The sequence below is a fragment of the Streptomyces sp. 4F14 genome (assembly GCF_048159485.1).
In the GTDB taxonomy this organism is placed as follows: domain Bacteria; phylum Actinomycetota; class Actinomycetes; order Streptomycetales; family Streptomycetaceae; genus Streptomyces.
On sequence record NZ_JBLRVY010000012.1, the window covers coordinates 15,358 to 39,032 of the forward strand.

Below are 23,675 nucleotides of genomic sequence, written 5' to 3' on the forward strand. Positions count from 1 at the left end.
CGCCCCCCCGCGAGCGCTGACAAAGCCGCCCGCTCCCTCACCCCGTCTGCCGCCTCCCCCACAGCGGATCGAACCGCGCCCAGTCGGCCCCCCACTGGTCCATCCGCCGCCGCTCCAGCCGCCCCCGGAAGAGGCGCCCGGCGACGAAGGGGATCGCCGCTGTCGTGGCCCCCGCGAGGGTGCCGACCAGGGTGGAGCGAAGGCGGGCCTGGGAGGGGGTCGTGGGTTCGGTGACCAGGCGGCCCCGGGCGTCGGTCCAGACGTCGACGTGGGTTCCGGCCGAGCTGCCCGCGGGGACGCGGACCTGGCCGGAGTGGGGTATGCCGTCGGGTCCGGGCCAGGTGACCTTGGTCCACAGGAACTCCGTGCGGGCGGGGCTCTGGGGGTCGGCGGACGGCGGGGGCGCGGATTCCGTGAGGGTCCCCTCGACCTTGTGCCACTCCGCGCGTTCCCGGGCGAGGCCCCGCTCCATGCTGTCCGCGGCGCCCCACCCGGCGAGGACCCCGGTCAGGACGGCGACCGCCCACGCCCCGAGCAGCACCCACGCCTCGACGACGTCGGAGCGCCGCCTGAGGGGGTTGCGCCGCCAGCGCCACAGCAACACCTTCGGACGCCGGTCGCGCCACAGCCACATCCCCGGACCACGGAACGCCATCGCAGGCTTCCTCCTCATGAGCGCGCGAACATCCCCCGACCGCACTTCCATACGAAGCGAGCCGCCCGGATGCTCAGGGCGAGTCGTGTGACCCGACGTTCCCACGCGCCCCGCCACCCGCGCAGGCGTCCGCCGGAATGTGGCCGAGGAGAGCCGGTCGAACCTCTGTCCGACGCCTCTGACCTGCGACGACGCGGGCTCCGGAGGTGACTGTCAGTGGCGGGGTGCAGACTGGCCGGTGCTGGGACAAAGACGTCGCGGAGGTGACCGGAAATGACCGAGGTACTGCTCGCCGTGGGCACCCGCAAGGGCCTGTTCATCGGGCGCGGAAGAGGCGGCGCCCAGTGGGAGTTCGACAAGAGTCCGTACTTCAACGCCCAGGCGATCTACTCGGTCGCCATCGACACGCGGAGCGGCTCGCCGCGCCTGCTGGCGGGCGGCGACAGCGCGCACTGGGGCCCGTCGGTCTTCCACTCGGACGACCTGGGCCGGACGTGGACGGAACCCTCGAAGCCGGCGGTGAAGTTCCCGCAGGACACGGACGCGTCGCTGGAGCGCGTCTGGCAGCTGCACCCGGCGGCGGCCGAACCGGGCGTGGTGTACGCGGGCACGGAACCGGCGGCGCTGTACCGCTCCGAGGACCGCGGCGAGAGCTTCGACCTGGTCCGCCCCCTGTGGGAGCACCCGACGCGCTCGCGGTGGGTCCCGGGCGGCGGCGGTGAGGGCCTGCACACGGTCCTGACGGACACCCGCGACCCGCGCGCGGTGACGGTCGCGGTGTCGACGGCGGGCGTGTTCCGCACGACGGACGGCGGGGCGAGCTGGACGCCGTCCAACTCGGGCGTCTCGGCGGTGTTCCTGCCGGACCCCGACCCGGAGTTCGGCCAGTGCGTCCACAAGGTCTCGCGGGACGCGGCGGACCCGGACCGGCTGTACCTCCAGAACCACTGGGGCGTGTACCGCAGCGACGACGGGGGCGCGCACTGGCGGGACATCGGCGCGGGCCTGCCGTCGACGTTCGGCTTCGCGGTCGCCGCGCACCCGCACCGGGGCGGTACGGCGTACGTCTTCCCGATCACCGCGGACTCCGACCGGGTCCCGGCGGACCACCGCTGCCGGGTGTTCCGGACGACGGACGCGGGCGAGACGTGGGAGCCGCTGTCCGAGGGCCTCCCGCAGGACGCGCATTACGGCACGGTGCTGCGGGACGCGCTGTGCACGGACGACGCGGACCCCGCCGGGGTCTACTTCGGCAACCGCAACGGCGAGGTGTTCGCGTCGGCCGACGAGGGCGACACCTGGCGGCAGTTGGCCTCGCACCTGCCGGACGTGCTGTGCGTCCGGGCGGCGGTCGTGGGCTGACCGGCACTCAAGAACAATCCCGAGGGGGGACCATGACAGACAACGGCCGTACGGGCCTTGGCCACCGGTTGATCACCTTGCTGTGTACGGCAGTAGGGTGACGCCCGTGGCACCACGACCCTTGCATGAAATCGTAGAGGCGGGCTGGGCGAAGGCCCTGGAACCCGTGGCCGACCGAATCGCCTCGATGGGCGACTTCCTGCGCGCGGAGATCGCCGCGGGGCGGACGTACCTGCCGGCCGGGCCGAACGTCCTGCGGGCCTTCCAGCAGCCCTTCGACGACGTCCGCGTCCTGATCGTCGGCCAGGACCCGTACCCGACGCCGGGGCACGCGGTCGGGCTGTCCTTCTCGGTCGCGCCGGAGGTGCGCCCGCTGCCCGGCAGCCTGATCAACATCTACCGCGAGCTGAACACGGACCTGGGCCTGCCCCAGCCGTCGAACGGCGACCTGACGCCGTGGACCCAGCAGGGTGTGCTGCTGCTCAACAGGGCGCTGACGACCGCCCCGCGCAAGCCGGGCGCGCACCGCGACAAGGGCTGGGAGGCCGTCACGGAACAGGCGATACGGGCGCTTGCCGCGCGCGGCAAGCCGCTGGTGTCGATCCTGTGGGGCCGCGACGCCCGCAACCTCCGTCCGCTGCTCGGGCAGTTGCCCGCGGTCGAGTCCGCGCACCCGTCCCCGATGTCCGCCGACCGCGGCTTCTTCGGTTCGCGCCCCTTCAGCCGGGCCAACGACCTCCTGGCCGGGCAGGGCGGACAGCCGGTGGACTGGCGCCTGCCGTGACCCGTTCCCGGTCGGACCGGCCGCCCTTTCCCGCCGAAAGACGGGCCGACCGGGACAACTCCCCCGTAAATCACGCTGATCACGTCTGATCCGCACGTAACTCATCAGACAAAACCGGACGGATACCGTTCACCTGCACCCTCCCCGAACGGAGGAGCCCAGGAAACCAGTAACATGCGGCGCCATGAGCTCCCCCACTGGGCCCGCGTCCGGCCTGCCAGTACGAATGCCGCGCCCCCGTCAGCCCGGGCGGCACCGCCGACCCGAGCCCCTGGCGGCTCCCGAGGGCGCACCCGCGCTCGTCCTCGCGGTGCCGGGCACGCCCGGCGAAGCCACCCGGGGCCTCGCCGAGGAGATCGTGAGCATCGCCCGCTCCGAACTCCCCGGCCTCGACGCGCGCATCGGGTACCTGGACGGGGACGACACCGAATACCCGACCCTTCAGGCGGTCCTCGCCCACGCCGCCGACGAGCGCACGGCGCGCTACGAGCAGGCGCTCGCCGCCGGGCACGACGTCAAGCAGCCCGACGGCCCCGTCGCCGTCGTCGTACCGCTCCTCGCGGGGCCGGACAGCGCGCTGCTGCGGCAGGTCCGGCAGGCCGTGATGGAGAGCAAGGTCGCCGCCGAGCTGACCGACGTGCTCGGGCCGCACCCGCTGCTCGCGGAGGCGCTGCACGTGCGCCTGTCCGAGGCGGGGCTCGCCCGTGCGGACCGGGCGCGGCTGTTCACCGTCGCCACCGCCGCGGACGGGATCATCCTCGCGTCCGTCGGCGGGGACGAGGCCGTGCAGGCCGCCGGGATCACGGGCATGCTGCTCGCCGCGCGGCTCGCGGTGCCGGTGATGGCCGCGGCGCTGGACCAGGAGGGGTCCGTGGCCTCCGTCGCCGAGCAGCTGCGGGCGTCCGGTTCGCAGCAGCTCGCGCTCGCGCCGTACCTGATCGGGCCCGAGATCGACTCCGTCGTGGTCGAGGAGGCGGCGAAGGAGGTCGACTGCGCGGCCGCGGAGGCGCTGGGCCCGTACCCGGCGATCGGCAAGCTGGCGCTGGCCAAGTACACGACGGCGCTGGGGATCGCGCCCCAGCAGACACCTGCGGTCCGCTAGCGCCGGCCGGGCAGGAGAGAAACAGGACGCTGTACGTCCGAAGGGTCCGCTTCCCCTGTGGGAGCGGACCCTTCGCCTGTGAAGGACCTCAGCGGGCCACCAGTTCCGCCAACGCCCGTTCCGCCTCGTGCAGGTGCGCCGAGGGCGTGCCGTCCGCGGACGTGCGGACCTCCCGCGCGCACGTGTCCAGCAGAGCCAGAGCCTGATGCGCCTTCGCCTTCCGTTCCCGCAGGGGGTTCAGCGGGTGCGTCAGAGGGGCCACCGCCTGGCGGACCCTCGGCAGCAGCGCTTCGAGTTCCGCCGCCTTCCCCGCGTGGACCGCCTGGAGCGTGCGGCGGATCCACGCGTCCGTGACCGTGTTCGTCGTGTTGGGCAGGACGAAGAGGACGGCCAGGGCCGCCGCGAGGGCGCCGAGGCCCGTCTCCGCGAGGCGCAGGGCCAGCAGGGAGGGGGTCAGGACGCCCAGGACGCCGTACAGGAGCTCCACCAGCAGCGTCACCCACAGCATCATCCACGTGTACGAGACGGCCGCCGTGTAGAAGATGCCGAAGACCGCCGCCGTCAGACCGATCGCCGTGGGGATCGGTGCGCCGTTCAGAGGGACGGCGATCAGGAGGCCGACGGCGATGCCGACCACCGTGCCCAGTACCCGGCGGAAGCCGCGGACCAGGGTCTCGCCGCGCGACGTCGTGTTCACGAAGATCCACCAGGTCGTGCCGACGGCCCAGTACCAGCGGTCGGCGGAGAGTGCGTGGCCGGCGAGGAGGGCGCAGGTGGCGGCGGCGGTCGCCTGGACGGCCTGGCGGGAGGTGACGCGGGCCAGGCCGGGGACGGTCACGGCGGGCGGCGCGGGGAGGCCGCGTTCGTAGCACCACAGACCGAAGCGGACCGTGGCGGCGACCAGCAGGGCGAGCAGGACAGCGGCGTACAGCTCCGGCAGGTGCGCCGGCGTCGTACCGAGGACCAGGGTCACGAAGAACGCCATGAACGCGAAGACGCCGAGGGCGTGGCCGCGCGGGCCCCAGCGGCGGGCGTACACCCCCGCGCCGACGATCGCGAGGAAGGCGAGGCCGCGCGCCACAGGACGGTCGTGGACCTCCGCCGCGAGGGCGAGGACCGGGAGTCCTACGGCGGGCAGCAGCGCGGTCGTGACGGCCTGGCCCCGGATGCTCGCGTCCGTCACGGTGAACAGGGCGAGGAGGGCCGCGAGGCCGCCCGTGACGGCGGCGACGAGGGAGTGCCCGGCGGCGGCGCAGGCCGCGACGGCGAGCCCGATGCCGAGGACGGCCCGGGAGGCGGCGCGCAGCCTCAGCCGTCCCGGGTCCGGAGCCGTGAACGCCTTCCTCAGCATCTGCCACCCACCCCTTGGTTCTCTTCCGGCACGAGAAAGGCGCCGCGGGTCTCCGCAGCGCCATCGATGCGATTATCAGACCATCTACGGCCCTTCTGGCTCAAGTGACCTCGAATCGAGTGATCCATTGGCTCAGCCGATCCGGCCTCCAGTGGGCCGATGTCAGGCCAACGGACCATCCGCGCGCCCCGCGCATACGCGCGCGACCGGTCGGGTAGGCCGATCACGACCCGACTGAAAGGGAGTCCCATGAGCCACCAGCCCGACGGCGCACTGCCGTCCGCGTTCACGGCCACCGGATCGTCGTCCTTCCTGGACTTCCTCGGCGCCCAGGCCCCCGAACTGCTGCCCTCACGCCGCGCGCTCCCGCAGGTGCCCGGTTTCGAGGCACCGCACGGTACGACGATCGTCGCGGCGACCTACGCGGACGGCGTGCTCCTCGCGGGCGACCGGCGGGCCACGATGGGGAACGTCATCGCCAACCGCGAGGTCGACAAGGTCTTCGCGGCCGACGAGTACTCGGCGGTGGCCATCGCGGGCACGCTCGGCTTCGCGATCGAGCTGGTCCGGCTCTTCCAGCTGGAGCTTGAGCACTACGAGAAGATCGAGGGCACCGCCCTGTCCCTGGACGGCAAGGCGAACCGCCTGACCACGATGGTGCGCGGCAACCTCGGCATGGCCATGCAGGGCCTCGCGGTCGTCCCGGTCTTCGCGGGGTACGACGTGGACCGGGGCGAGGGCCGCATCTTCACGTACGACGTGACGGGCGGCCGGTCCGAGGAGTCCTCGGGGTTCGCGGCGACCGGCTCAGGGTCGGTGTACGCGCGCGGCTCGCTGAAGAAGCTGTACCGGCCCGGGATGAGCGAGGCGGACGCGGTCACGGCGGTCGTGCAGGCGCTGTACGACGCGGCCGACGACGACTCCGCGACCGGCGGCCCCGACCTGTCGCGCCGGCTGTTCCCGCGGGTGTCGCTGGTCACGGCGGACGGCTTCCGGATGCTGGACGCGGAGGAGGTCGCGGCGGTGTCGCGGACGGTGGTGGAGGGGCGCAGGGAGGCGCCGGACGGGCCTCGGGCGCCGGTGCTGTGAGGGGGGCGGTGCTGTGAGAAAGGCAGTGCCGGGTCTCCTGTGAAGGGCCGCTCACCGCATGCCCCCGCGCTGGGCCATTGGTACAGTCGCCGGTGATCATCAGCGCACCGGGAAGGCCGACGGCATGGCGGTGGACGAGCTCGACACCCGGATCCTGCGGCTGCTGCTGGAGCAGCCCCGTACCAGCGTGCGCGAGTACGCGCGGATCCTCGGGGTCGCCCGGGGCACGCTCCAGGCCCGCCTTGACCGGCTGGAGCGCGACGGGGTCATCACCGGCACCGGCCCCTCCCTCTCCCCCGGCGCGCTCGGCCACCCGGTCCTCGCGTTCGTGCACATCGAGGTCACGCAGGGCCACCTCGACGACGTCGGCGACGCGCTGGCGGCGGTGCCGGAGATCGTCGAGGCGTTCTCGATCACGGGCGGCGGGGATCTGCTGACCCGGGTCGTCGCGCGGGACAACCTCCACCTGGAGGACGTCATCCAGAAGCTGATCAGCGTCCCGGGCGTGGTGCGGACGCGGACGGAGGTCGCGCTGCGGGAGCGGGTGCCGTACCGGCTGCTCCCGCTGGTCGAGTCGGTGGGGCGGGCGACGGCGAAGTAGGCGCGGGGCGCCGAAAGGGGGCGCCGGGTGCGCCGAAACTTCCGTACCCGTCCGTCCCGTTGACGCACCGCGGCCTCGTGCTTATCGTCGCGACGACCCTCCGAACGACATCCGATATCCCGAACACCCTCTCCAGGAGCGCAATGCCCGCCGCCCCCTTGCTCCCCCTCCCCTTGGACAAGGTCTCTCTGGGCCCCGGACTCCTCGCGGACAAACGGCAGTTGATGCTGGACCACGCGCGCGGATACGACGTGAACCGGCTGCTCCAGGTGTTCCGCGCGAACGCCGGTCTCCCCACGCTCGGCGCGGTCGCCCCCGGCGGCTGGGAGGGCCTCGACGGCGAGGCGAACGGAAACCTGCGCGGCCACTACACGGGCCACTTCCTCACGATGCTGTCCCAGGCGTACGCGAGCACCGGGGACGCGGTGTACGCGGAGAAGATCCGCACGATCGTCGACGCCCTGACCGAGTCCCGCGAGGCCCTGCGCCACGCACCCCAAGTCCTCAGCGCGCAGGGCAAGTTCGGCACGGCCATCGAGAACGTCCGGGGTTCCTACCAGTACGTCGACCTGCCTCCCCAACTCCTGGGCGACGCCTCGTCGGTGACGCTCGCGGCGTGGATCAGGCCCACGCACGACGGGAGTCGGGCCCGCGTCCTCGACTTCGGCAACGACACGACGCGCCACCTCTACCTCACGGCACGCAGCACGAACGGCGCACCCCGGTTCGCGATCACCACGAACGGCACCGACGGCGAGCAGGGCATCGACGGCACGGCCGCGCTCCCGCTGGACCGGTGGAGCCATCTCGCGGTGACGATCGACGGCGGAGTCGGCACGCTGTACGTCAACGGGCAGGAGGCGGGCCGGAATTCAGCGCTGACGCTGACGCCGGCCGCGCTCGGGACGCTCGCCCACCACTGGCTGGGGCGGTCCCACCACTCCGATGACCCCGTGTTCGCGGGGGCCTTCGGCGGGTTCGACGTGTGGTCACGGGCCCTGACCGCCGCCGAGATCAAGGGACTTCAGGAACGCAGGGGCTCAGGAGACCTCGCCTCGTACGCATGTGACGAGACGTCAGGCAGTACGTTCACGGACTCCTCGGGACGCGGCCTCACCGCGACCCTGCGGCGGACCTGGGGCTCCCCCAGTCACCCCGGGTTCCTCGCGGCGTACCCCGAGACGCAGTTCATCGCGTTGGAGTCGATGACCGCGAGCGACTACACGAAGGTGTGGGCGCCCTACTACACGGCCCACAAGATCCTGCGCGGGCTGCTCGACGCGTACGCCGCGACCGGCGACGCGGGTGCGCTCGACCTCGCGTCCGGGATGGCCGACTGGATGCACTCCCGGCTGTCGAAGCTGCCCGGGGCGACGCTCCAGCGGATGTGGGGGCTGTTCTCCAGCGGGGAGTTCGGGGGGATCGTCGAGGCGCTGTGCGATCTGCACGAGCTGTCGGGCGAGGCCGAACACCTCGCGCTGGCCCGGCTGTTCGACCTCGACCGGCTCATCGACGCGTGCGCCGCGAACACGGACGCCCTCGACGGGCTGCACGCCAACCAGCACATCCCGATCTTCACGGGGTACCTCCGGCTGTACGACGCGACCGGCGAGGAGCGCTACCTCGCCGCCGCGCGGAACTTCTGGGACATGGTCGTACCGCATCGGACGTACGCGATCGGCGGGACCAGCGACACGGAGTTCTGGCGGGCGCGGGATGTCGTCGCCGGGGTCATCAGCGAGACGTCGGCGGAGACTTGCTGTGCGTACAACATGCTGAAGCTGAGCCGGGCGCTGTTCCTGCACGAGCGGGACCCGAAGTACATGGACCACTACGAGCGGGCGCTGTTCAACCAGGTGCTCGGCTCCAAGCGCGATGCCGCCGACGCGGAGAAGCCGCTCGTCACGTACTTCCTCGGGCTGGATCCCGGGCACGTCCGGGACTACACGCCCAAGCAGGGCACCACGTGCTGCGAGGGCACGGGCATGGAGAGCGCGACGAAGTACCAGGACACGGTGTATTTCGTCGCCGCCGACGGGAGTTCGCTGTACGTCAACCTCTTCGCGCCGTCGACGCTGGACTGGACCGAGCACGGGATCCGTGTCGTGCAGGACACCGCGTTTCCCTTCGAGCAGGGGACGGCTCTCACGGTTCACGGGAGCGGGCGGTTCGAACTGCGGGTGCGGGTGCCCGCGTGGGCCGTCGACGGGTTCCGGGTATGCGTCAACGGGCAGGCGGTGAACGGGAGTCCGGTGCCGGGGAGTTACTTCGCGGTGGCCCGGGAGTGGCGGGACGGGGATGTGGTGCGGGTGGAGGCGCCGTTCCGGATGCGGGTGGAGCGGACGCCGGACGAGCCGTCGCTCCAGTCGGTCTTCTACGGGCCGGTGAACCTCGTCGCCCGGAGCGCGTCGACGTCGTATCTGCCGGTCTCGCTGTACCGGAACGCCGCACTGTCGGGTGATCTGGCGTCCTCTTTCACGGCAGTTGAGGGGAAGCCGCTGCATTTCTCCTTGGCGGGCGTGGAGTTCGCGCCGTTCTTCGAGGGGACCGCGGAGCCCTCGCATGTGTACGTGCGGAGGGTGGAGGGGCGGGTGGTGTTCGGGGGCGTGGATTCCGGGGTCGCCAATCCCGTGCAGGGGGACGGGAGTTCGCTGCTCGACGAGGTGTGGGCGGGGGCGCCGTTCGCCGACGGGGCGGCGTTGACGGACAGGGTTCGGACGGTCGTTTCGTCGTGGGTCACTGCCGGGTTGGTGGGGGCTGAGGACGGTGAGGTGATCGTCAGTACTGCGCAGAGGGCGAATTACGTGCCGTAGCGGTAGTTCTTCGGCCACCGGCCCGGATGTGGCCTGTCGCGCCCACGCGGCGGTAGCCGCATATCGGCACAGCCCCGCGCCCCTGAAAGACTGGGATCCCACCGTTGTTCACTTACGGCGGCGGGGCTTCTGACTCACAGCCTTCCGTGCGGGCCTCTTCGCCGGAGCCTTCTTCACCGGTGCCTTCTTCGTCTTCGGCTGTTCCTCCTTCGTCCGGCCCCGCGTGCTGTTCACCGTCCGGCCCCGCACCACGCCGATGAAGTCGTCCACCAGGTCCGTCGTCGCCTCCTCCGGCCAGGAGAGGGCGACGGCGGACTGGGGGGCGTCGGCGATGGGGCGGTAGGTGAGGTCGCGGCGGTGGTGGAGGCGGGCCAGGGACTGGGGGGTGATGAGGACGCCGATGCCGGCGGCCACGAGGTCGATGGCGTCGGCTGTCGTCTCGGGGCGTTCGAAGGCCGGTTCGCCGGGGGGCCGGTCCCACTCGAAGACGTCGTCCTTCGGGTGGAGGACCGTTTCGTCGGCGAGGTCGGCGAGCGTGATCTCCTCGGCGGCCGTGAACACGTGGTCCTTGGGGACCACGGCGACCGTCGTCTCCGTGTAGAGGGGGATCGCGCTGAACGTCGTCCGGTCGACGGGCAGGCGTACGAGGCCGGCGTCGGCGGTGCCGGAGCGCAAGACGTCGGATGCCTCGGTGGAGGTGACCTGGAGGAGGGTGAGGGGGACCTCCGGGTAGCGCTCGGCCCAGATCCGCGCCCACTTGGCGGGGGTGGCGCCGGGTACGTAGGCGAGCCGGAACGTGGGGGAATCCACCGAGTCAGTCACGCCGTAAGGTTACCGGCTGTGGTCGGAGGTCTGCCCGGCGGCGGATAGTCTGGGGCCATGAAGTCGCACCAGACCGCCCAGACGATGAAGCCCGCCACCGCGGCGAAGAAGCTGGGCGTGTACCTCCCCGCCACCCCCGCCGAGTTCCAGGAGGGTGTCGTCTCCCGCACCGAGCTGACCGAGCTCCAGGAGAACCCGCCGCAATGGCTTCAGGAGCTGCGACTGAACGGCCCGCACCCCCGTCCCGTGGTCGCCTCGCGCCTCGGCGTCTCCATCGCCGGCCTCGCCCGCGGCGGCGTCACCGACGCGCTGACCACCACCGAGATCGAGGCCCTGCGCGACGAGATGCCCTCCTGGCTGGAGAAGGAGCGCGCCACGCAGGCGGAGGTCCGCAAGGAGGCGGCGCGCATCAAGAAGCGTGACGCGGAGCGGGCGGCGAAGGCGGAGCGGGGCCAGGAGCAGGACTGAGCCGTACGCACGTGCCCGAAGCGTGTCGCGGCACGTCGGTGCTGTCGTCCCGCCCTCCGGGGCGATAGATGTGCCTCCGTGCGAAATCTTCCTTTTCTCCCCGGTGTCCGGGTGCTCGCCCGCTGGTGTCTGACGGCTGTCGTCGCGGCGGGAGCCGTGGGGTGTTCGGGGGGCGGTGACGAGGGGGCCCGGGGGGCCGGGAGCGGCGGTACGGCCGCCGTCGTACGGGTGCCGCAGGACACGCCGTCGGTGCGGCGGGCGGTGGAGCTGGTGCGGGCCGGGGGGCTGGTGCTGGTGTCGCCGGGGGTCTACCGCGAGTCGGTGACCGTGGCGAAGCCGCGCGTCGTGCTGCGCGGGACGGACCGCAACCGGGTCGTGTTCGACGGGGAGTTCGAGCGGTCCAACGGGATCACCGTGACCGGCGCGGGCTCGGTCGTCGAGAACCTCACCGTGCGCAACCACCTGGCGAACGGCGTCCTGTTCACGGGCGTGACCGACGAGCGCCTCCAGGCGGGCCGGGCCGGCGGCTCCGCGTACGACCCGCTGGACACGGCGAAGTTCCCGCCGCTGAAGGGGTTCCGGGCGTCGTACGTGACCGCGTACAACAACGCCCTGTACGGGATCTACGCGTTCGACGCGCGCGCGGGGGTCATCGAGCGGTCGTACGCGTCGGGGCAGGCGGACTCGGGGATCTACGTCGGCCAGTGCCGGCCGTGCGACACGGTCGTCCGGGACAACGTGGTCGAGCACAACGCGGTCGGCCTGGAGGTCACGAACGCCTCGGAGCGGCTGTATCTGCTGGGCAACCGGGCGTCGCGCAACCGGGTCGGGCTGACCCTGAACTCCAACGACCTGGAGGCGCTGGGCCCGCAGCACGGCGCGGTCGTCGCGGGGAACGCGTTCACGGACAACAACGATCCGCGCAGCCCGGAGCAGGCGGACGGCGGTTTCGGGATCGGCATCGGCTCGGGGGGCGGCCGGGAGAACGTCGTGGAACGCAACCTGGTGACCGGGAACCGGGCGGCGGGGGTGGTGCTGGCGGACGTCCAGGGGTATCCGGCGCGCGACAACACGGTGCGTGACAACTGGGTGTCGGGCAACGGCGCCGACCTGGTGCTGGCGACGGGGAACGCGGGCGGGAACTGCTTCGTGCGCAACGGGGAGGCGCGGCGCAGCCCGGAGCGGCTGCCCGGACGGGACGGGTGCGGGGCCGCGGCACCGGCCGCGTCCGGCTCCACGGCCCGCACGCTGGGGACGGTCCCGCCCGTCGCGGCCCCGCCCGGCGTGTCGTTCCAGGACGCGCCGGTACCGCCCGCCCAGCCGAACCTGCCGGCCGCGCCGGACGCGCCCGCGCGGGCGGCGGTGGGGCTGCCCGGACGGGTGGACGTACGGGCGTACCGCGTGCCGCGCGCCGCGTAGGCGATCGGGGTTGATCGGGTTCGCCCGGAACGCCCCTCCCTCAGGGAGCTGCGAAACGGTCATCTGTGATCACATCTACGGCCCTCCAGGGGACCGTGTTTCGGTCACTTTCCGCCCCATGGCCCCGGGGGGACACTCCCCCGCACCCGCTCCCCCGTCAGGTCGAGCGTCACCGTGCGCGCGTCTCCCAGGCGCGCGGTGACGCGGCGTACGGCTCCCTTCGCGTCGACCCAGTACGTGACGGGTGAACGGCCCGACAGGGGGCGGCCGGTGGCGGCGGGGCGCGGGCGGGGGCCGGAGAGGACGTCGTAGGGGCGGCCGTCGATGGTGTCCTCGCGCAGGTGCAGGGGGCCCGACTGGGCGAGGAGCTGGGCGTTGTCGGGGCGGTCGGCGGCGAGGGCGAGGGCGAGCTGGAGGGCGGTGTCCAGGGGGGCGCGGCCGTAGGGGCGGCGGGTCCAGGCGGCGGTGTCGACGCGGGCCGCCTCGCGCAGGGCGTCCGCGGTGGGCGGGTCGGCGGCGGGCGCCCCGTAGGTGCCGCGCCGCGCGACGGCGAGCCCTTCGCGGCTCCAGGCGAGCAGGCGGGGGGTGCCGTCCGTGGCGTACCAGCCGACCGCGCGGTGGGCGCGGTGGTCGACGACGGCGTGCACCTCGGCCGTCCCGTCGGGCGCGGCGATCCGCAGGTCCATCGCCGCCGTGCCGGCCTGGTACGTCCGGAAGCGCGCCAGGGCCAGCCTCTGCGCCTCGTCGGCGGTGAGGGGCCTCGCACTGCCACCGGGGCCCGCGCAGGCCGCGAGGAGGGCGCTCAGGGCGAGCACGGCCGGGGCGAGCCGGGAGAGTCGTTCTGTCCGCATGGCAGGTCTCTATACGGCCCTGCCGGCGCCGTGGCCGTCAGCCGCGCGGGCCGGTCACCCACCCGGGTCCGGTCGATGTGCCCGACATCACAGGACGGACGGGCGGGCATCGGGCGCACGGGGTTCGGGGCGGTGGATCCGCACCTCATAAGGGTGAACCGCGTGCGCCCGGGGTGCCGGGCGCGAACTCTCCGTGAGGGGCCTCGGGTTGGCGGGGTCCCGGCTCGTCCGGAATCGTCCGCCGACCGGTGCGGGAGGGCGGGCCGGGGCCGTACGCTTAGTGGGCGGCGGGGCGATTCGTCTTCCGCCGCGCAGAGCGTGACCGAGTCGCTGACCGCCCCGTATCGCGGACGGTGAACACCGGGAAGTCGCCCTCGGGGCCCGGCCTTGGTTACGATCTGCCACAAGTTCACCGGAGTGGGTGTTTCGAGGCTGTTGGGGGTCGGGATGGTTGCCGGTCGTGTGGTGCGCTTCGACAGCGCGCGGGGTTATGGATTCATTTCTCCCGACGACGGCGGGGAGGATGTCTTCCTGCACGTCAACGACATGTTGATGCCTGAATCGCAGATCCGCCGCGGCGTCGCCGTGGAGTTCGAGATCGAGGACGGCGAACGCGGTCCGAAGGCGTCCGACGTGCGGCTCGCACGCGGCGCCGACGGCAAGCCGCTGACGCCGGACGACGACGTCCTGTGCGACGTGCTGAACACCGAGGAGTTCACCCGGGAGGTGACGGAGGCGCTGCTGTCCTCCGCGCCTTCGCTCACGGGCGAGCAGATCCTCCAGGTGCGTCAGGGCCTCGCGCAGTTCGCCAAGCATCACGGCTGGGTCGAAGGCTGATCCGGCGGACATGAGGGGCGGGCGATGATCTCATCGCCCGCCCCTCTGTCGTGTCCCGGCGCCGTCCGTCAGCGGTGGGTGTCCCTGCCGACCGTCAGCGGGGCGGGCCGGTAGGGGATGTAGGCGGCGCCGTCGAGGCCGAGGGCGGTGGCCGAGGTCTGGAGCGCGGCGGCGGTCGCCGAGGCGCCCCACCGGCCGTCGTCGACCCGGTCCTCCAGCGCGTGCAGGGCGGCCACGGTCTCGGCGGTCGTGAAATTGCAGTGCCCCTGCCGGTCGACGTACGCCTCGCGCAGGAGCGCGCCGTCGCCCGCCGCCCGTACGCGCGCGCCGAAGCGGCTCTCCTGCTCGACGGGGACGAGGTTGTCGGCGATCGTGTGCACGTTCAGCAGCGGTACGGCGAGGCTCTGACCCGCCGACGAGGTGCGCGCGGCCGTGCGGACGGCGGCCGGGTCGGCGGTGATGCTGGCGCCCCCGGTGAGGTGGGCGAGGTCGGCGCGCAGGTCGAGTCCGGCGGCCCGGTAGAGGGCGCGGACCTGGGGCGCGTGGACGGATCCGGCGAGGAGCCGGTCGTAGGCGACGCCCTTGTTCCAGGAGTTGTTGCCGCCCACGGACTGTTCGATGGCGTAGCGGCCGCCCTCGACGAAGGCCAGGATGCCCTGGGCGAACCAGGCGTACTGCTGCTCCTGCCGGCCGGCCCAGTCGGTGGGGGCGGGCTTGTCCTCGCCGGGGGCCCAGGCGGGGAGGTTGAGGAAGGCGGCGGCGAGGGCGACGCGGGCGCGGCCCCCGGGCGTCTTCTGGGCGGCGTTGACGGCGTCGGTGAGGCGTTGCGCGGTGGCGGCGGCCTCGGCGGCGGAGGTGAAGCCGACGAGTTTCACGTCCTCGCCGGGCAGCAGGAGGCGCGCGATCGTGTACTCGGCGTCGAGCTGGTAATTGTCGAGGTCGGTGGCGCCGGCGACGAGTCCGCACAGGCCGAGGGCGCCGTCGATGCGTCCGGCGCCGTCGCGGGCCAGCTGGGCGTTGACGAGGCCGCCCATGGACTGTCCGATGGCGAGCACGCGCGCGGGGCGGCCGATCTCGGCGGTGACCGCGTCGATCGTCTGGAACTGGTCGCGTTCGGCGCTCTCCAGGGCCCACATCGACCCGTTCGGGTCGTACGACGATCCCGCGAGCGCGTACCCGCGCGCGAGGAGGTCGAGGCGGACGGCCTCGGAGGGGGCGTTGCGGGCGATCGTCGGGCCGAAGCCGTGGCTGAAGATCAGCAGGGTGCCGTTCCAGGCGGCGGGTACGTCGGCTATCCAGGTGGCGCCGTCGGCGAGGGTGCCGGTGAGGCGAGCCGGGGCCCGGGTGTCCGCGTGCGCGGGCGGGGTGGCGAGGACGGCGGCGAGGCTGAGGGTTAAGGCCGTCAGGGCGGTGCGGGAACGGGTTCGCATGTGTCTCGGCTCCTGTCGGGGGGAAGGGGGGAGCGCACGGAATCTAGGGCCGTTTTCTCATCGCCGTCAACGATTTGCACAACATCACCTGTCCCGAGGGGTCGCTTTCGGCCCACGCACGCCTCTGTGCCCCGCGGCGTCCGGCGGCTAGGGTTCCGGGGATGAGCGCCACCTTCCGTGTCCTGACGTCCGGTTACGTCGGACCGCGTACCGCCAGCACGGTGAGTCTCGTGCGCGACGGCGACACCGTGGTCGTGGTCGACCCGGGCATGGTCGCCGACCGCGGGCTGATCCTCGACCCGCTCGCCGCCGAGGGCATCGGCCCCGCCCAGGTCACGGACGTCGTCTTCAGCCACCACCATCCCGACCACACGCTGAACGCGGCACTGTTCCCGGTGGCCCGGTTCCACGACCACTGGGCGACCTACCAGAACGACGTGTGGACCGACCGGCCGGCCGACGGGCTGTTCCTGTCGCCGTCGATCCGGCTCGCCGCGACGCCGGGGCACACCGCCGAGGACATCAGCACGCTGGTCGAGACGCGGGACGGGCTGGTCGTCTTCACGCACCTGTGGTGGAGCGCGGAGGGGCCGGTGGAGGACCCGTTCGCGGCCAGCGCCGACCTGCTGCACGAGTCGCGGGCGAAGGTGCTGGCGATGGAGCCGGCGCTGATCGTGCCGGGGCACGGCGTCGCGTTCGTGCCGGACGCCGGAACGCCGGTGTGACACGGCCGCCGGCCGGGGTGTGACGCGGCCGTCGGCTTTTCGGGGATCCGGCCTCCGCTGATGCGCCGGGGAGGGCCGGTCCGTGTGCGGACCGGCCCTCGGCCGTGTGCGGACCGGCGTCCGGCCGGAAACCGACGGTCCGCGTCGAGGTCTCGGCGGGCCCTCTCCGGGGTCGTTGTCAGTGGCTCCCTCTACAGTTCGGGGCAGTGGATCACTGTGGGTGCTGGGGAGGCACGTATGGGGTGGGTGTCGGCTGCGGGCGGCTACGAAGTCGCTCTCGACGGCGGCAAGGTGGTGTGCCGGAACGCTTCCGGGAGGCCGCTGAAATCGGTTCCGTCCAAGCTCAGGGACGATCCGGCGGTGGTCGGCCTGGAGCAGCTCGCGGAGTGGCTGGAGCGGCACGAGCGGCAGTGCCTGGCCGTCGTGGAGCGGTGGATGACCCGCTCCCTGGACGTGCCGCTGGAGGTCCTCACCCGGGTGTGGCCCGACCCGGCGTGGCAGTCGGCGCTGCGCGACCTGGTGGTGTCGTGGGACGACGGCTCGGTGGCCGGATTCCTTCGGGACTCGACGCCCGAGCGGGGTCTCGGCGTGGTCGACCTGGACGGTGACACGATCCGGATCGCGCCCGATCTGGTGCGCCTGCCGCACCCGGTGCTCCTCGAAGACCTGGAGGAGCTGCGGGAGTTCGCGGTGGAGCTGGGGGTCGAACAGCGCGCCCCGCAGCTCTTCCGCGAGGTGTGGCACCGCCCGGCGGCGCTCGACGCGGAGGCGACGTCCGTCGAGGAGTACGCGGGCGGGGTCTTCAAGGAGCTGAGGTTCCTGCACGGCCGCGCCGCCCAGCTCGGCTACCGGGTGCGCGGCGGACACGCGGTGTGCGCGGTCGTCGAGGACGGGCGCGGCGTCGAGGCCCGCGTGTGGGTGGGCGACTACGACGGCTGGTCGGAGACGGAGACCGGTCCGCTGGTCTTCACCGACCCGGCGGGCCGGGTGCTGAAGCTCGGTCAGGTCGGGCCGGTGGCCTGGTCGGAGGGGATGCGGATGGCGGCGGCGCTGTACGCGGGGCGGGACATCGAGGACGAGGAGCGGGTGGCATGAGCGGGGCGGACCAGCGGTACGACGAGATCACGGTGGGCGTCCTGCTCGACGCCGGCGCGGTCCTCCCGGCGGGCAGCACCGCGCGCGAGGACGCCGACACGCTCACCGCGCGCACGTACACGCATCCCGCGCTGGACGACCGCCGGGTGGTGCGGCTGGTGCCGGGGACGCTCGGGGAGGCCGAGGACCTGGCGCTGGACTTCCTCGGGCTGGTGCGCGAGCCGGACGCCCCCGAGGTGGGGCAGGTACGCCGGGAGACCCTCGGGTTCCCGGCCTGGGCGCTGGTCAACGACCCGGCGAACGGCCACCACGCGCTCGCGCTCGTACGGGACGTCGAGCGGCTCGCCCGGCAGGCCAAGTCGCGGCCGGGCACGGCCAAGGAGGGCTTCGAGGAGCTGGGCGGGCGGCTGGGGCGCGCGGTGCCGCACTTCCTGCCGACGTTCTACGAGCAGGCCGCACGGGTCTTCCTCCAGCACGAGAACACCACGTACGCCGCCGCGTTCTTCGGCAAGGCGCGTGACGCGGAGCGGGTGCACGCGCTGACGGTCGACGAGGAGCGGCAGCGGGCGGTGTTCCTGGAGTTCGCCTTCGCGGGGGCGCTCACCGTGAAGGCCCTCAAGGAGCATGTGAAGGCGCTGGCCGCGCGGTTGACGCCCGTCGACGCCTGGGCGCAGTTCCGGCAGTTGACGGTGGAGCGCTGCGCGGCCGGGATGCCGCCGTACGCGTCGCTGCCGCAGGACGCGCGCGGGCTGGTCAAGGCGGCCGGGCTGGACCGGGTCGCCGAGGAGGGCTCGTTGGTCGCCGACCTGCTCGCCTCCCCGGCAGCGGTGCGGGCGCCGGCGTCGTTCTGGAACGCCTACCGGGCCACGCTGGTGGTACTGGCCAAGGAGCGGCCCGGGGTGCGGGCGCGGCTGCTGGAGATCATGCCGGCGGGGCTGGGGCGCGAGGTCGAGGACGACGAGTCCTGGCTCGCGCTGCTCGCGGAGTGCGGGGCGGACCGGTTGCTCGTCGAGGGTGACGGCGTCGACCCGGCGGACTGGCTCACGCGGTGGGCGCTGTACCGCAAGCACGGCAGCTCCTCGTCCCGGCGCTCTCCCGCGACGCTCGCGCTGGTGGCGCGGATGGCGCCCCGGCTGCGTGAACTGGCGCGTCCGGTGGACCTGTTCAGCGGGCGCTGGTACCCGGGCGCGGACCCGGACCTGCTCGACCTGTGCGCGGCCGAGGGCGTGCCGCTGGCGCTGCCCGGAGCGGACACGAACGTGCATCTCGGGCTCGACGACTGGTTCAAGGACGAGCGGGAGGGCCGGCGCGACCTGACGGCACTCGCCGCCGACCCCGCGCTGCGGCGGCGGCTGTACCAGTCGATCGAGGCGCTGGGGCGCGGCCGGTCGACGGAGAACGCGGAGGCGCTGGCCGCGCATCCGGTGCTGCGCGAGGTGCTCCGGGAGTGGCTGGAGGACGCGGCCGGCGAGCTGACGCGCGCTGCGGGGCTGCCGGGGGCGCGGGCGGCCGTGGGGCGGCTCCAGACGTACCGCTCGGTCGCGGGCCGGGTCGCGCCGGACGCGGTCGCGCGGGCCGCCGCGTACGAGGTGGCGCCGGTCCTGGGGCGGGCGCTGCGGGCCGGGATCCTGGACGAGCTGGGGTGGCCCGCGCTCGACGAGGCGCTCGGGCTGCTCGACACGGGGCGCGCGCCGGACAACAGCGATCCGCTGCGCGTGCACGAGGCGTGGCCGGCGCTGATCCTCTCGCGCCGGCACAAGGCGGTCGTCGTCGGCCCCGAGGGGGTGCTCCTGGAGCACGACCTGCGGATCCCGGTGGCCCTCCAGCAGTGGGAGCAGCCGTCGTTCCGGTACGCGGACGGCGAACTGCTGGTGGTCTGGCGCACGGAGGGCAGGCAGTCCGGCTACTGGTCGGCCCGTCCCACCGAGGTGTTCACGGCGGGCGGCGAGCAGCTCTCCGGCTGGTACGGCAACGACGCCGACACCCCGTCGGTCCCGCTGCCCGGCGGCGGCCGGGCGACCGGCGGGCGCACGCTCCACGCGGGCGACACCGTCGTCCCGCCGAGCAGGCCCGTCATCGCCGACGGCAGCACGCTGTGGCGGCTGGGCCGGGACGGGACGCGGCAGGTGTGGCTGGAGTACGACCCGGCGACCGGGTCGCACGGGCGCGCGTCCCTGCCGGCGTTCCTGCGCGCCGGGATCCTGGAGGGGGCGACGCTGCGGCAGGACGACTGCTCGGTGCTGCCGCTGCAACCGGGGCTGGAGGAGAGCCCGTTCGGCACGGACGGGACCGTGCTGGGGCGCTGGGTGCGCGCGGACGACGAGGGCCGGCTGACCGTCGGCACGCCCGACGGGCGCACGCTCGTCCTGGACGGCCACCACCGGCGGTGCGTGCCGCTCGGCGCGCTGCGGCTGCCGGGCGGGGCCGCGCCGGTGGCCGTCGCCTCGGACCGGCAGATCGTGCTGTACGCCGGGGACGACACCTCGTCCGGCGGGGAGCTGGGCCGGGTGACGCGGCTGGAGCCGGGGCGCGAGTTCGCCGCCGGGACCGGGCTCGTCCCGCCGGTCGACTTCTGGCACGCGCTGCGGCCCAGGGACACGGTGGCGTCGGCCGTCTTGCGGGAGCTGGACGACACGCGCGCGGCGGAACTGCTGGCCGTCGGGGCGCGGGCGCTGGAGGAGCGGCAGGCGCGGGTGTCCGCCGCCGAGGGCGACGAGAAGGCCGCGATCCCGGGCGCCGAGGAGGTCGTGCGGGAGGCCGTCGGGCAGGTGCTGACCGGGTTCGAGCCGAGGCTGCTGGCGGGGGTCGCCGGGGTCGTCCGCGCGATGCTCGAACTCGCGGTGTCCGTCGGCAAGTTCGTCACACCGCCCGAGCCGGCCGCGCGCGCGAGTCGCAGCCTGGGCATGTTCGCCGACCTCGCGCCCGAGCACGGCGACGACCAGTCCTTGCGGGAGGCGGTCGCCGGGATCACGCATCTGCGCCAGATCGGCTGGTACCGCGACGAGCGGCGCTGGGGGACGCTGCGGCAGCTCAAGGCCGTCCACCACGTGCTGGCCGGCCGGCCCGCCGACGGGCCAGCGCTGGCACGCCGGGCCCGGGAGGACACCGACAGGGACGGCTGGCTCAGCGACGAGTTCACCGTCCCCGGCATCGAGACCGGCTGGCCCGCCCTGCTGGGGGTGCTGCGCCCGCTCGCCTACCGGGCGGCCTCGCCGCTGCTCGCCGAGGAGCGACGGCGGGCGCTGCTCCTGCTGTTCGACACGCTCCTGGAGGGCCCGCTCGTCCACAGCGGCACGTGGTGGCGGGAGGTGCGGCTGAGCGAGTCGTTCGAGAGGAAGCACGGCACCCGCGCGCGGGCCGGACAGGTGCTGCGCCGGGGGGAGCGCACCGTCGTCATCCTGGGCTGCGAGAACACCGACAACGAGCACGAGCGCGTGCGGTGGCTCGCGCTGGACCACGACCCGAGCGGCCGGTTCGACGCGGTCGCGCACTTCACGCGGGAGACGGAGTACGCGTATCCGGCGGACCTGTCGGCCGGCGCGCTCGCGGACGTCGTCCGGCTCGTCCGGGAGAAGGGTCCGGCGCCCTGGCTGCCGGAGGCGCCCGCCGCGCTCGTCGCGGCCACCGGGGGCGGGCTCGGGCCCGCGCAGGCCGCGGTGCTGCTCGCCGCCCGGCCCCACGACCCGAGCACCGAACAGCTCGCGGAGATCGGCCTGAAGCCGCGTCAGAGCGAGCAGGCCGGGGTGCTGCTCAACACGCTCGGGGCGGAGACCTGGCGGCCCCTGGTCGGCCTGCTGCTGCCCGAGGCGCCCGCCGACCTGTGGACGTCCGGGCCCGACACGGCCGCCGTGGGAGGGGCTTGGCGGGAGTCCCTGCACGGCCTCGTGCGGCTGCCCGAGGACCTCGCGGCCGAGCTGGACCGGGCGAACATGTCGCTCAGCGGCGCCGTCGACATCCTCAACCCGGGACGCACGCCCTGGATCGCCCGGACGACCGTCCAGCGGCCCGACGAGCGCGGCAACCTCGTCGCCGACGACCCCGCCGCGATGCCGAGCGGACGCGGGCTGCGGGACGCCGTCGCCGCGCTGGCCCACCTCGCCTACGCCCTCCCCTACGGCCACCCGCTGCGGGCCGCCCTCCCGGACAGCCTCGCCGCGCTGCGGCGCCGGATCGCCGACCCCGGGCTGCTGATGGACCTGGACGTCGCGTGGGCGGAGAAGGGCGGGCCGAGCGCCGTCGCACTGCGCAAGGCGTACGGGCTGCCCGCGACCGGCGGCGCCGGGGCGGACGGGCTGGTGCGCGTGGGCGAGGTGTTCGCGCTGCGGCCCTGGTACGGCGACCAGGAGACGGTCCTCGTCGCACCCGGCGCGCTCTCCGGGGCCGACGATCCGGCGTTCGGGCTGGCCGAGGGCATCGTCGGCGCGGGACGCGGCACGGCGATGCAGGCCGTGCGGACGCTGCTCGGGGAGGAGTTGGCGCGGGCGGTGGAGGCCGGTACGGGGGCTGCCGGGCCACTTGCCGGGAGCGTCGGCGCAACGGCTGCCGGGGAGACTGCCGGGACGGCCGTCGAGTTCGTCGGCTTCGCGCAGGACCCCTCCGTCAGTGTGCCCGCGCTGGTCGGCGAGGTCGCCGAGGTGTGCGGGCTGAGCGAGGACGCGGCCGTGCTGTACCTCCAGCTGCTGGCGCTGCCCGACCCGACGGACCGGGACTGCGCGCGGTGGACCGGCTGGAAGCCCGCGCGGCTCAAGAAGGCCCGTACGGAGCTGGCGGCGAGCGACCTCGTCGTCACGGCGAAGCGGGCGCGCGCGGGGCGGACGCTGTTCCTACCGTGCGGCTGGTCCGACCTCAAGGCGCCCGCGCTGCCCCTGGAGACCTGGAAAGAGGCGCTCTACCCGCTGCGGGACCATGGCCGCGTGGTGCCGTCGGTCCCGGTGCCGGAGCTGTTCGCGCGCGCGTGGCAGCGGGTGCGCGACGGCGACGGCCCCGCGTTCGAGAAGCTGCGGACCTCGCGCGGACGCAGGCGGCGCGCATGACGGCCTCCCCACCGACGGCTGCCCCACGACACGACGGAAAGAACCCGCACATGACCGACACCCTCACCCCTCGCCAGGTGGTGCCGCCCGAGGAGCTGTACGCCGAGGAGCTGGCGTTCCTCGCCGCGTACGACGACGGGGCGCGGCCTCCCGGCTGGCGGCTCACGCCCCGCGCGGTCGTCACGTTCGTGATGGGCAGCGCCGGCGAGGCCCTCAAGCTGCCCGACGGGGCCGGCGTACCCGACGGGGTGCCCCGGCGGCTCGTCGTCGAGGGGAAGTTCGTCGGGGAGCGGGCGCTCGTCGAGCGGTGTGTCGTCACGCTCGCCGGGGAGCGCGGGCTGCTGCTCGTCGGGGAGCCCGGTACCGCGAAGTCGCTGCTGTCCGAGCTGCTCGCGGCGGCCGTGTGCGGGACCAGCGCGCTGGTGGTGCAGGGGACCGCCGGGACGACCGAGGACCAGCTCAAGTACGGCTGGAACTACGCCCTGTTGCTCGCGCAGGGGCCCAGCGCGCAGGCGCTGGTGGCCTCGCCGGTGCTGACCGCGATGCGGCAGGGCGGTGTCGCCCGGGTCGAGGAGGTCACCCGGTGCCTGCCAGAGGTGCAGGACTCGCTGGTGTCCCTGCTCTCCGAACGCCGCATCGCCGTACCCGAACTCGCGGGCACCGACGACGCGTTGGCGCACGCCGCGCCCGGGTTCTGCCTCATCGCCACCGCGAACCTCCGGGACAAGGGCGTCTCCGAGATGTCCGCCGCGCTCAAGCGGCGCTTCAACTTCGAGACGGTCGGGCCGATTCCGGACCTGGACGCGGAGGTCGCGCTCGTGCGCCGGCAGGCGCGGGCCTCCGTCGAGCGGGCGGGGGCGGTGTTCCGGGTGGACGACGCGGTCGTGGAGGCGCTGGTGACGGCGTTCCGGGATCTGCGCGAGGGGCGCTCGGCGGAGGGCTGGGAGGTCGAGCGGCCGTCCACGGTGATGAGTACGGCCGAGGCGGTCGCCGTCGCTGGGGCGTTGGGGCTCGCGGGCGCGTACTTCCCCGGTGACCGGGACGTGCTGGGGCTGCTGCCGGGGCATCTGCTCGGGGTCGTGCGCAAGGACGATCCGTCCGACGCGGCGCGGCTGCGCGGGTACTGGGACGGGCCGGTGCGGCGGCGTGCCGAGCAAGGGGCGGCGACCTGGCGGACGTTGTGGGAGTCGAGGGGGGTGCTGGAGGGGTGAGTACCGCTGTCGGGAGGGCGGGGCGGC

General features: G+C 73.7%; 18 protein-coding genes. 13 read left to right on the forward strand and 5 right to left on the reverse strand.

Annotation, left to right across the window (positions count from 1 at the left end; genetic code table 11):
* Positions 1-37: 37 nt before the first annotated feature.
* A complete protein-coding gene (locus tag ACLZOT_RS21830) occupies positions 38-655 on the reverse strand; it encodes a hypothetical protein (RefSeq protein ID WP_416970676.1) in 618 nt (205 codons plus the stop codon).
* Positions 656-928: 273 nt separating this feature from the next.
* On the opposite strand from ACLZOT_RS21830, the gene ACLZOT_RS21835 reads away from it, so the two are divergent.
* From ACLZOT_RS21835 to ACLZOT_RS21845, 3 genes are all read left to right on the forward strand, one after another.
* Complete coding sequence (locus ACLZOT_RS21835) at positions 929-2,017, forward strand: WD40/YVTN/BNR-like repeat-containing protein (protein ID WP_416970677.1); 1,089 nt, start codon at positions 929-931, stop codon at positions 2,015-2,017.
* 106 nt (positions 2,018-2,123) lie between these two features.
* Entirely contained in the window at positions 2,124-2,801 is a 678-nt protein-coding gene (locus tag ACLZOT_RS21840; RefSeq protein WP_416970678.1) for a uracil-DNA glycosylase, read from the forward strand.
* A gap of 184 nt (positions 2,802-2,985) precedes the next feature.
* Positions 2,986-3,903, forward strand: coding sequence for a sirohydrochlorin chelatase (locus tag ACLZOT_RS21845; RefSeq protein ID WP_416970679.1), 918 nt, complete (start codon positions 2,986-2,988; stop codon positions 3,901-3,903).
* An 88-nt stretch (positions 3,904-3,991) separates the two neighbouring features.
* On the opposite strand, the gene ACLZOT_RS21850 is transcribed toward ACLZOT_RS21845, so the two are convergent.
* Positions 3,992-5,254 carry an FUSC family protein gene (locus ACLZOT_RS21850; RefSeq protein ID WP_416970680.1) on the reverse strand — a complete coding sequence of 421 codons (1,263 nt, stop codon included), beginning with the start codon at positions 5,252-5,254 and terminating at the stop codon, positions 3,992-3,994.
* Between the two features lie 249 nt (positions 5,255-5,503).
* Between ACLZOT_RS21850 and prcB the strand changes: the two genes are divergently transcribed.
* The 3 genes from prcB (at position 5,504) to ACLZOT_RS21865 (ending at position 9,757) form a co-directional block, all read left to right on the forward strand.
* The gene (gene prcB, locus ACLZOT_RS21855; RefSeq protein WP_416970681.1) at positions 5,504-6,343 is read left to right on the forward strand and encodes a proteasome subunit beta; all 840 of its coding nucleotides are present in this window, start codon (positions 5,504-5,506) and stop codon (positions 6,341-6,343) included.
* A gap of 124 nt (positions 6,344-6,467) precedes the next feature.
* Positions 6,468-6,944 carry an Lrp/AsnC family transcriptional regulator gene (locus ACLZOT_RS21860; protein WP_416970682.1) on the forward strand — a complete coding sequence of 159 codons (477 nt, stop codon included), beginning with the start codon at positions 6,468-6,470 and terminating at the stop codon, positions 6,942-6,944.
* 143 nt (positions 6,945-7,087) lie between these two features.
* Positions 7,088-9,757: a beta-L-arabinofuranosidase domain-containing protein gene (locus ACLZOT_RS21865; RefSeq protein WP_416970683.1), complete on the forward strand. Its 2,670-nt coding sequence runs from the start codon at positions 7,088-7,090 to the stop codon at positions 9,755-9,757.
* Between the two features lie 108 nt (positions 9,758-9,865).
* Here ACLZOT_RS21865 and ACLZOT_RS21870 read toward each other — a convergent pair whose 3' ends face one another.
* The gene (locus ACLZOT_RS21870; RefSeq protein WP_416970684.1) at positions 9,866-10,579 is read right to left on the reverse strand and encodes a LysR family substrate-binding domain-containing protein; all 714 of its coding nucleotides are present in this window, start codon (positions 10,577-10,579) and stop codon (positions 9,866-9,868) included.
* Positions 10,580-10,636: 57 nt separating this feature from the next.
* Here ACLZOT_RS21870 and ACLZOT_RS21875 point away from each other — a divergent pair, with 57 nt between their 5' ends.
* The gene (locus ACLZOT_RS21875; protein WP_416970685.1) at positions 10,637-11,047 is read left to right on the forward strand and encodes a DUF5997 family protein; all 411 of its coding nucleotides are present in this window, start codon (positions 10,637-10,639) and stop codon (positions 11,045-11,047) included.
* 78 nt (positions 11,048-11,125) lie between these two features.
* Positions 11,126-12,466 (forward strand): right-handed parallel beta-helix repeat-containing protein, encoded by a 1,341-nt coding sequence (locus ACLZOT_RS21880; RefSeq protein ID WP_416970686.1) that lies wholly within the window; start codon positions 11,126-11,128, stop codon positions 12,464-12,466.
* Between the two features lie 104 nt (positions 12,467-12,570).
* Here the strand turns inward: ACLZOT_RS21880 and ACLZOT_RS21885 are convergent, their stop codons facing one another.
* Positions 12,571-13,317, reverse strand: coding sequence for a hypothetical protein (locus ACLZOT_RS21885; protein WP_416970687.1), 747 nt, complete (start codon positions 13,315-13,317; stop codon positions 12,571-12,573).
* 447 nt (positions 13,318-13,764) lie between these two features.
* Here ACLZOT_RS21885 and ACLZOT_RS21890 point away from each other — a divergent pair, with 447 nt between their 5' ends.
* A complete protein-coding gene (locus ACLZOT_RS21890) occupies positions 13,765-14,154 on the forward strand; it encodes a cold-shock protein (RefSeq protein WP_416970688.1) in 390 nt (129 codons plus the stop codon).
* A gap of 68 nt (positions 14,155-14,222) precedes the next feature.
* Here the strand turns inward: ACLZOT_RS21890 and ACLZOT_RS21895 are convergent, their stop codons facing one another.
* Entirely contained in the window at positions 14,223-15,584 is a 1,362-nt protein-coding gene (locus ACLZOT_RS21895) for an alpha/beta hydrolase (RefSeq protein WP_416970689.1), read from the reverse strand.
* 161 nt (positions 15,585-15,745) lie between these two features.
* Here ACLZOT_RS21895 and ACLZOT_RS21900 point away from each other — a divergent pair, with 161 nt between their 5' ends.
* The 4 genes from ACLZOT_RS21900 to ACLZOT_RS21915 all read left to right on the forward strand — a co-directional run bounded on the left by ACLZOT_RS21900 (position 15,746) and on the right by ACLZOT_RS21915 (position 23,648).
* The gene (locus ACLZOT_RS21900) at positions 15,746-16,309 is read left to right on the forward strand and encodes an MBL fold metallo-hydrolase (protein ID WP_416970690.1); all 564 of its coding nucleotides are present in this window, start codon (positions 15,746-15,748) and stop codon (positions 16,307-16,309) included.
* Between the two features lie 237 nt (positions 16,310-16,546).
* A complete protein-coding gene (locus tag ACLZOT_RS21905) occupies positions 16,547-17,404 on the forward strand; it encodes a DUF4132 domain-containing protein (RefSeq protein WP_416970691.1) in 858 nt (285 codons plus the stop codon).
* Positions 17,401-22,437: a hypothetical protein gene (locus tag ACLZOT_RS21910; RefSeq protein WP_416970692.1), complete on the forward strand. Its 5,037-nt coding sequence runs from the start codon at positions 17,401-17,403 to the stop codon at positions 22,435-22,437. Before ACLZOT_RS21905 ends, ACLZOT_RS21910 begins: the two co-directional genes overlap by 4 nt.
* Before the next feature lie 50 nt (positions 22,438-22,487).
* Positions 22,488-23,648 (forward strand): ATP-binding protein, encoded by a 1,161-nt coding sequence (locus ACLZOT_RS21915; RefSeq protein WP_416970693.1) that lies wholly within the window; start codon positions 22,488-22,490, stop codon positions 23,646-23,648.
* The last annotated feature ends 27 nt before the right edge of the window (positions 23,649-23,675 follow it).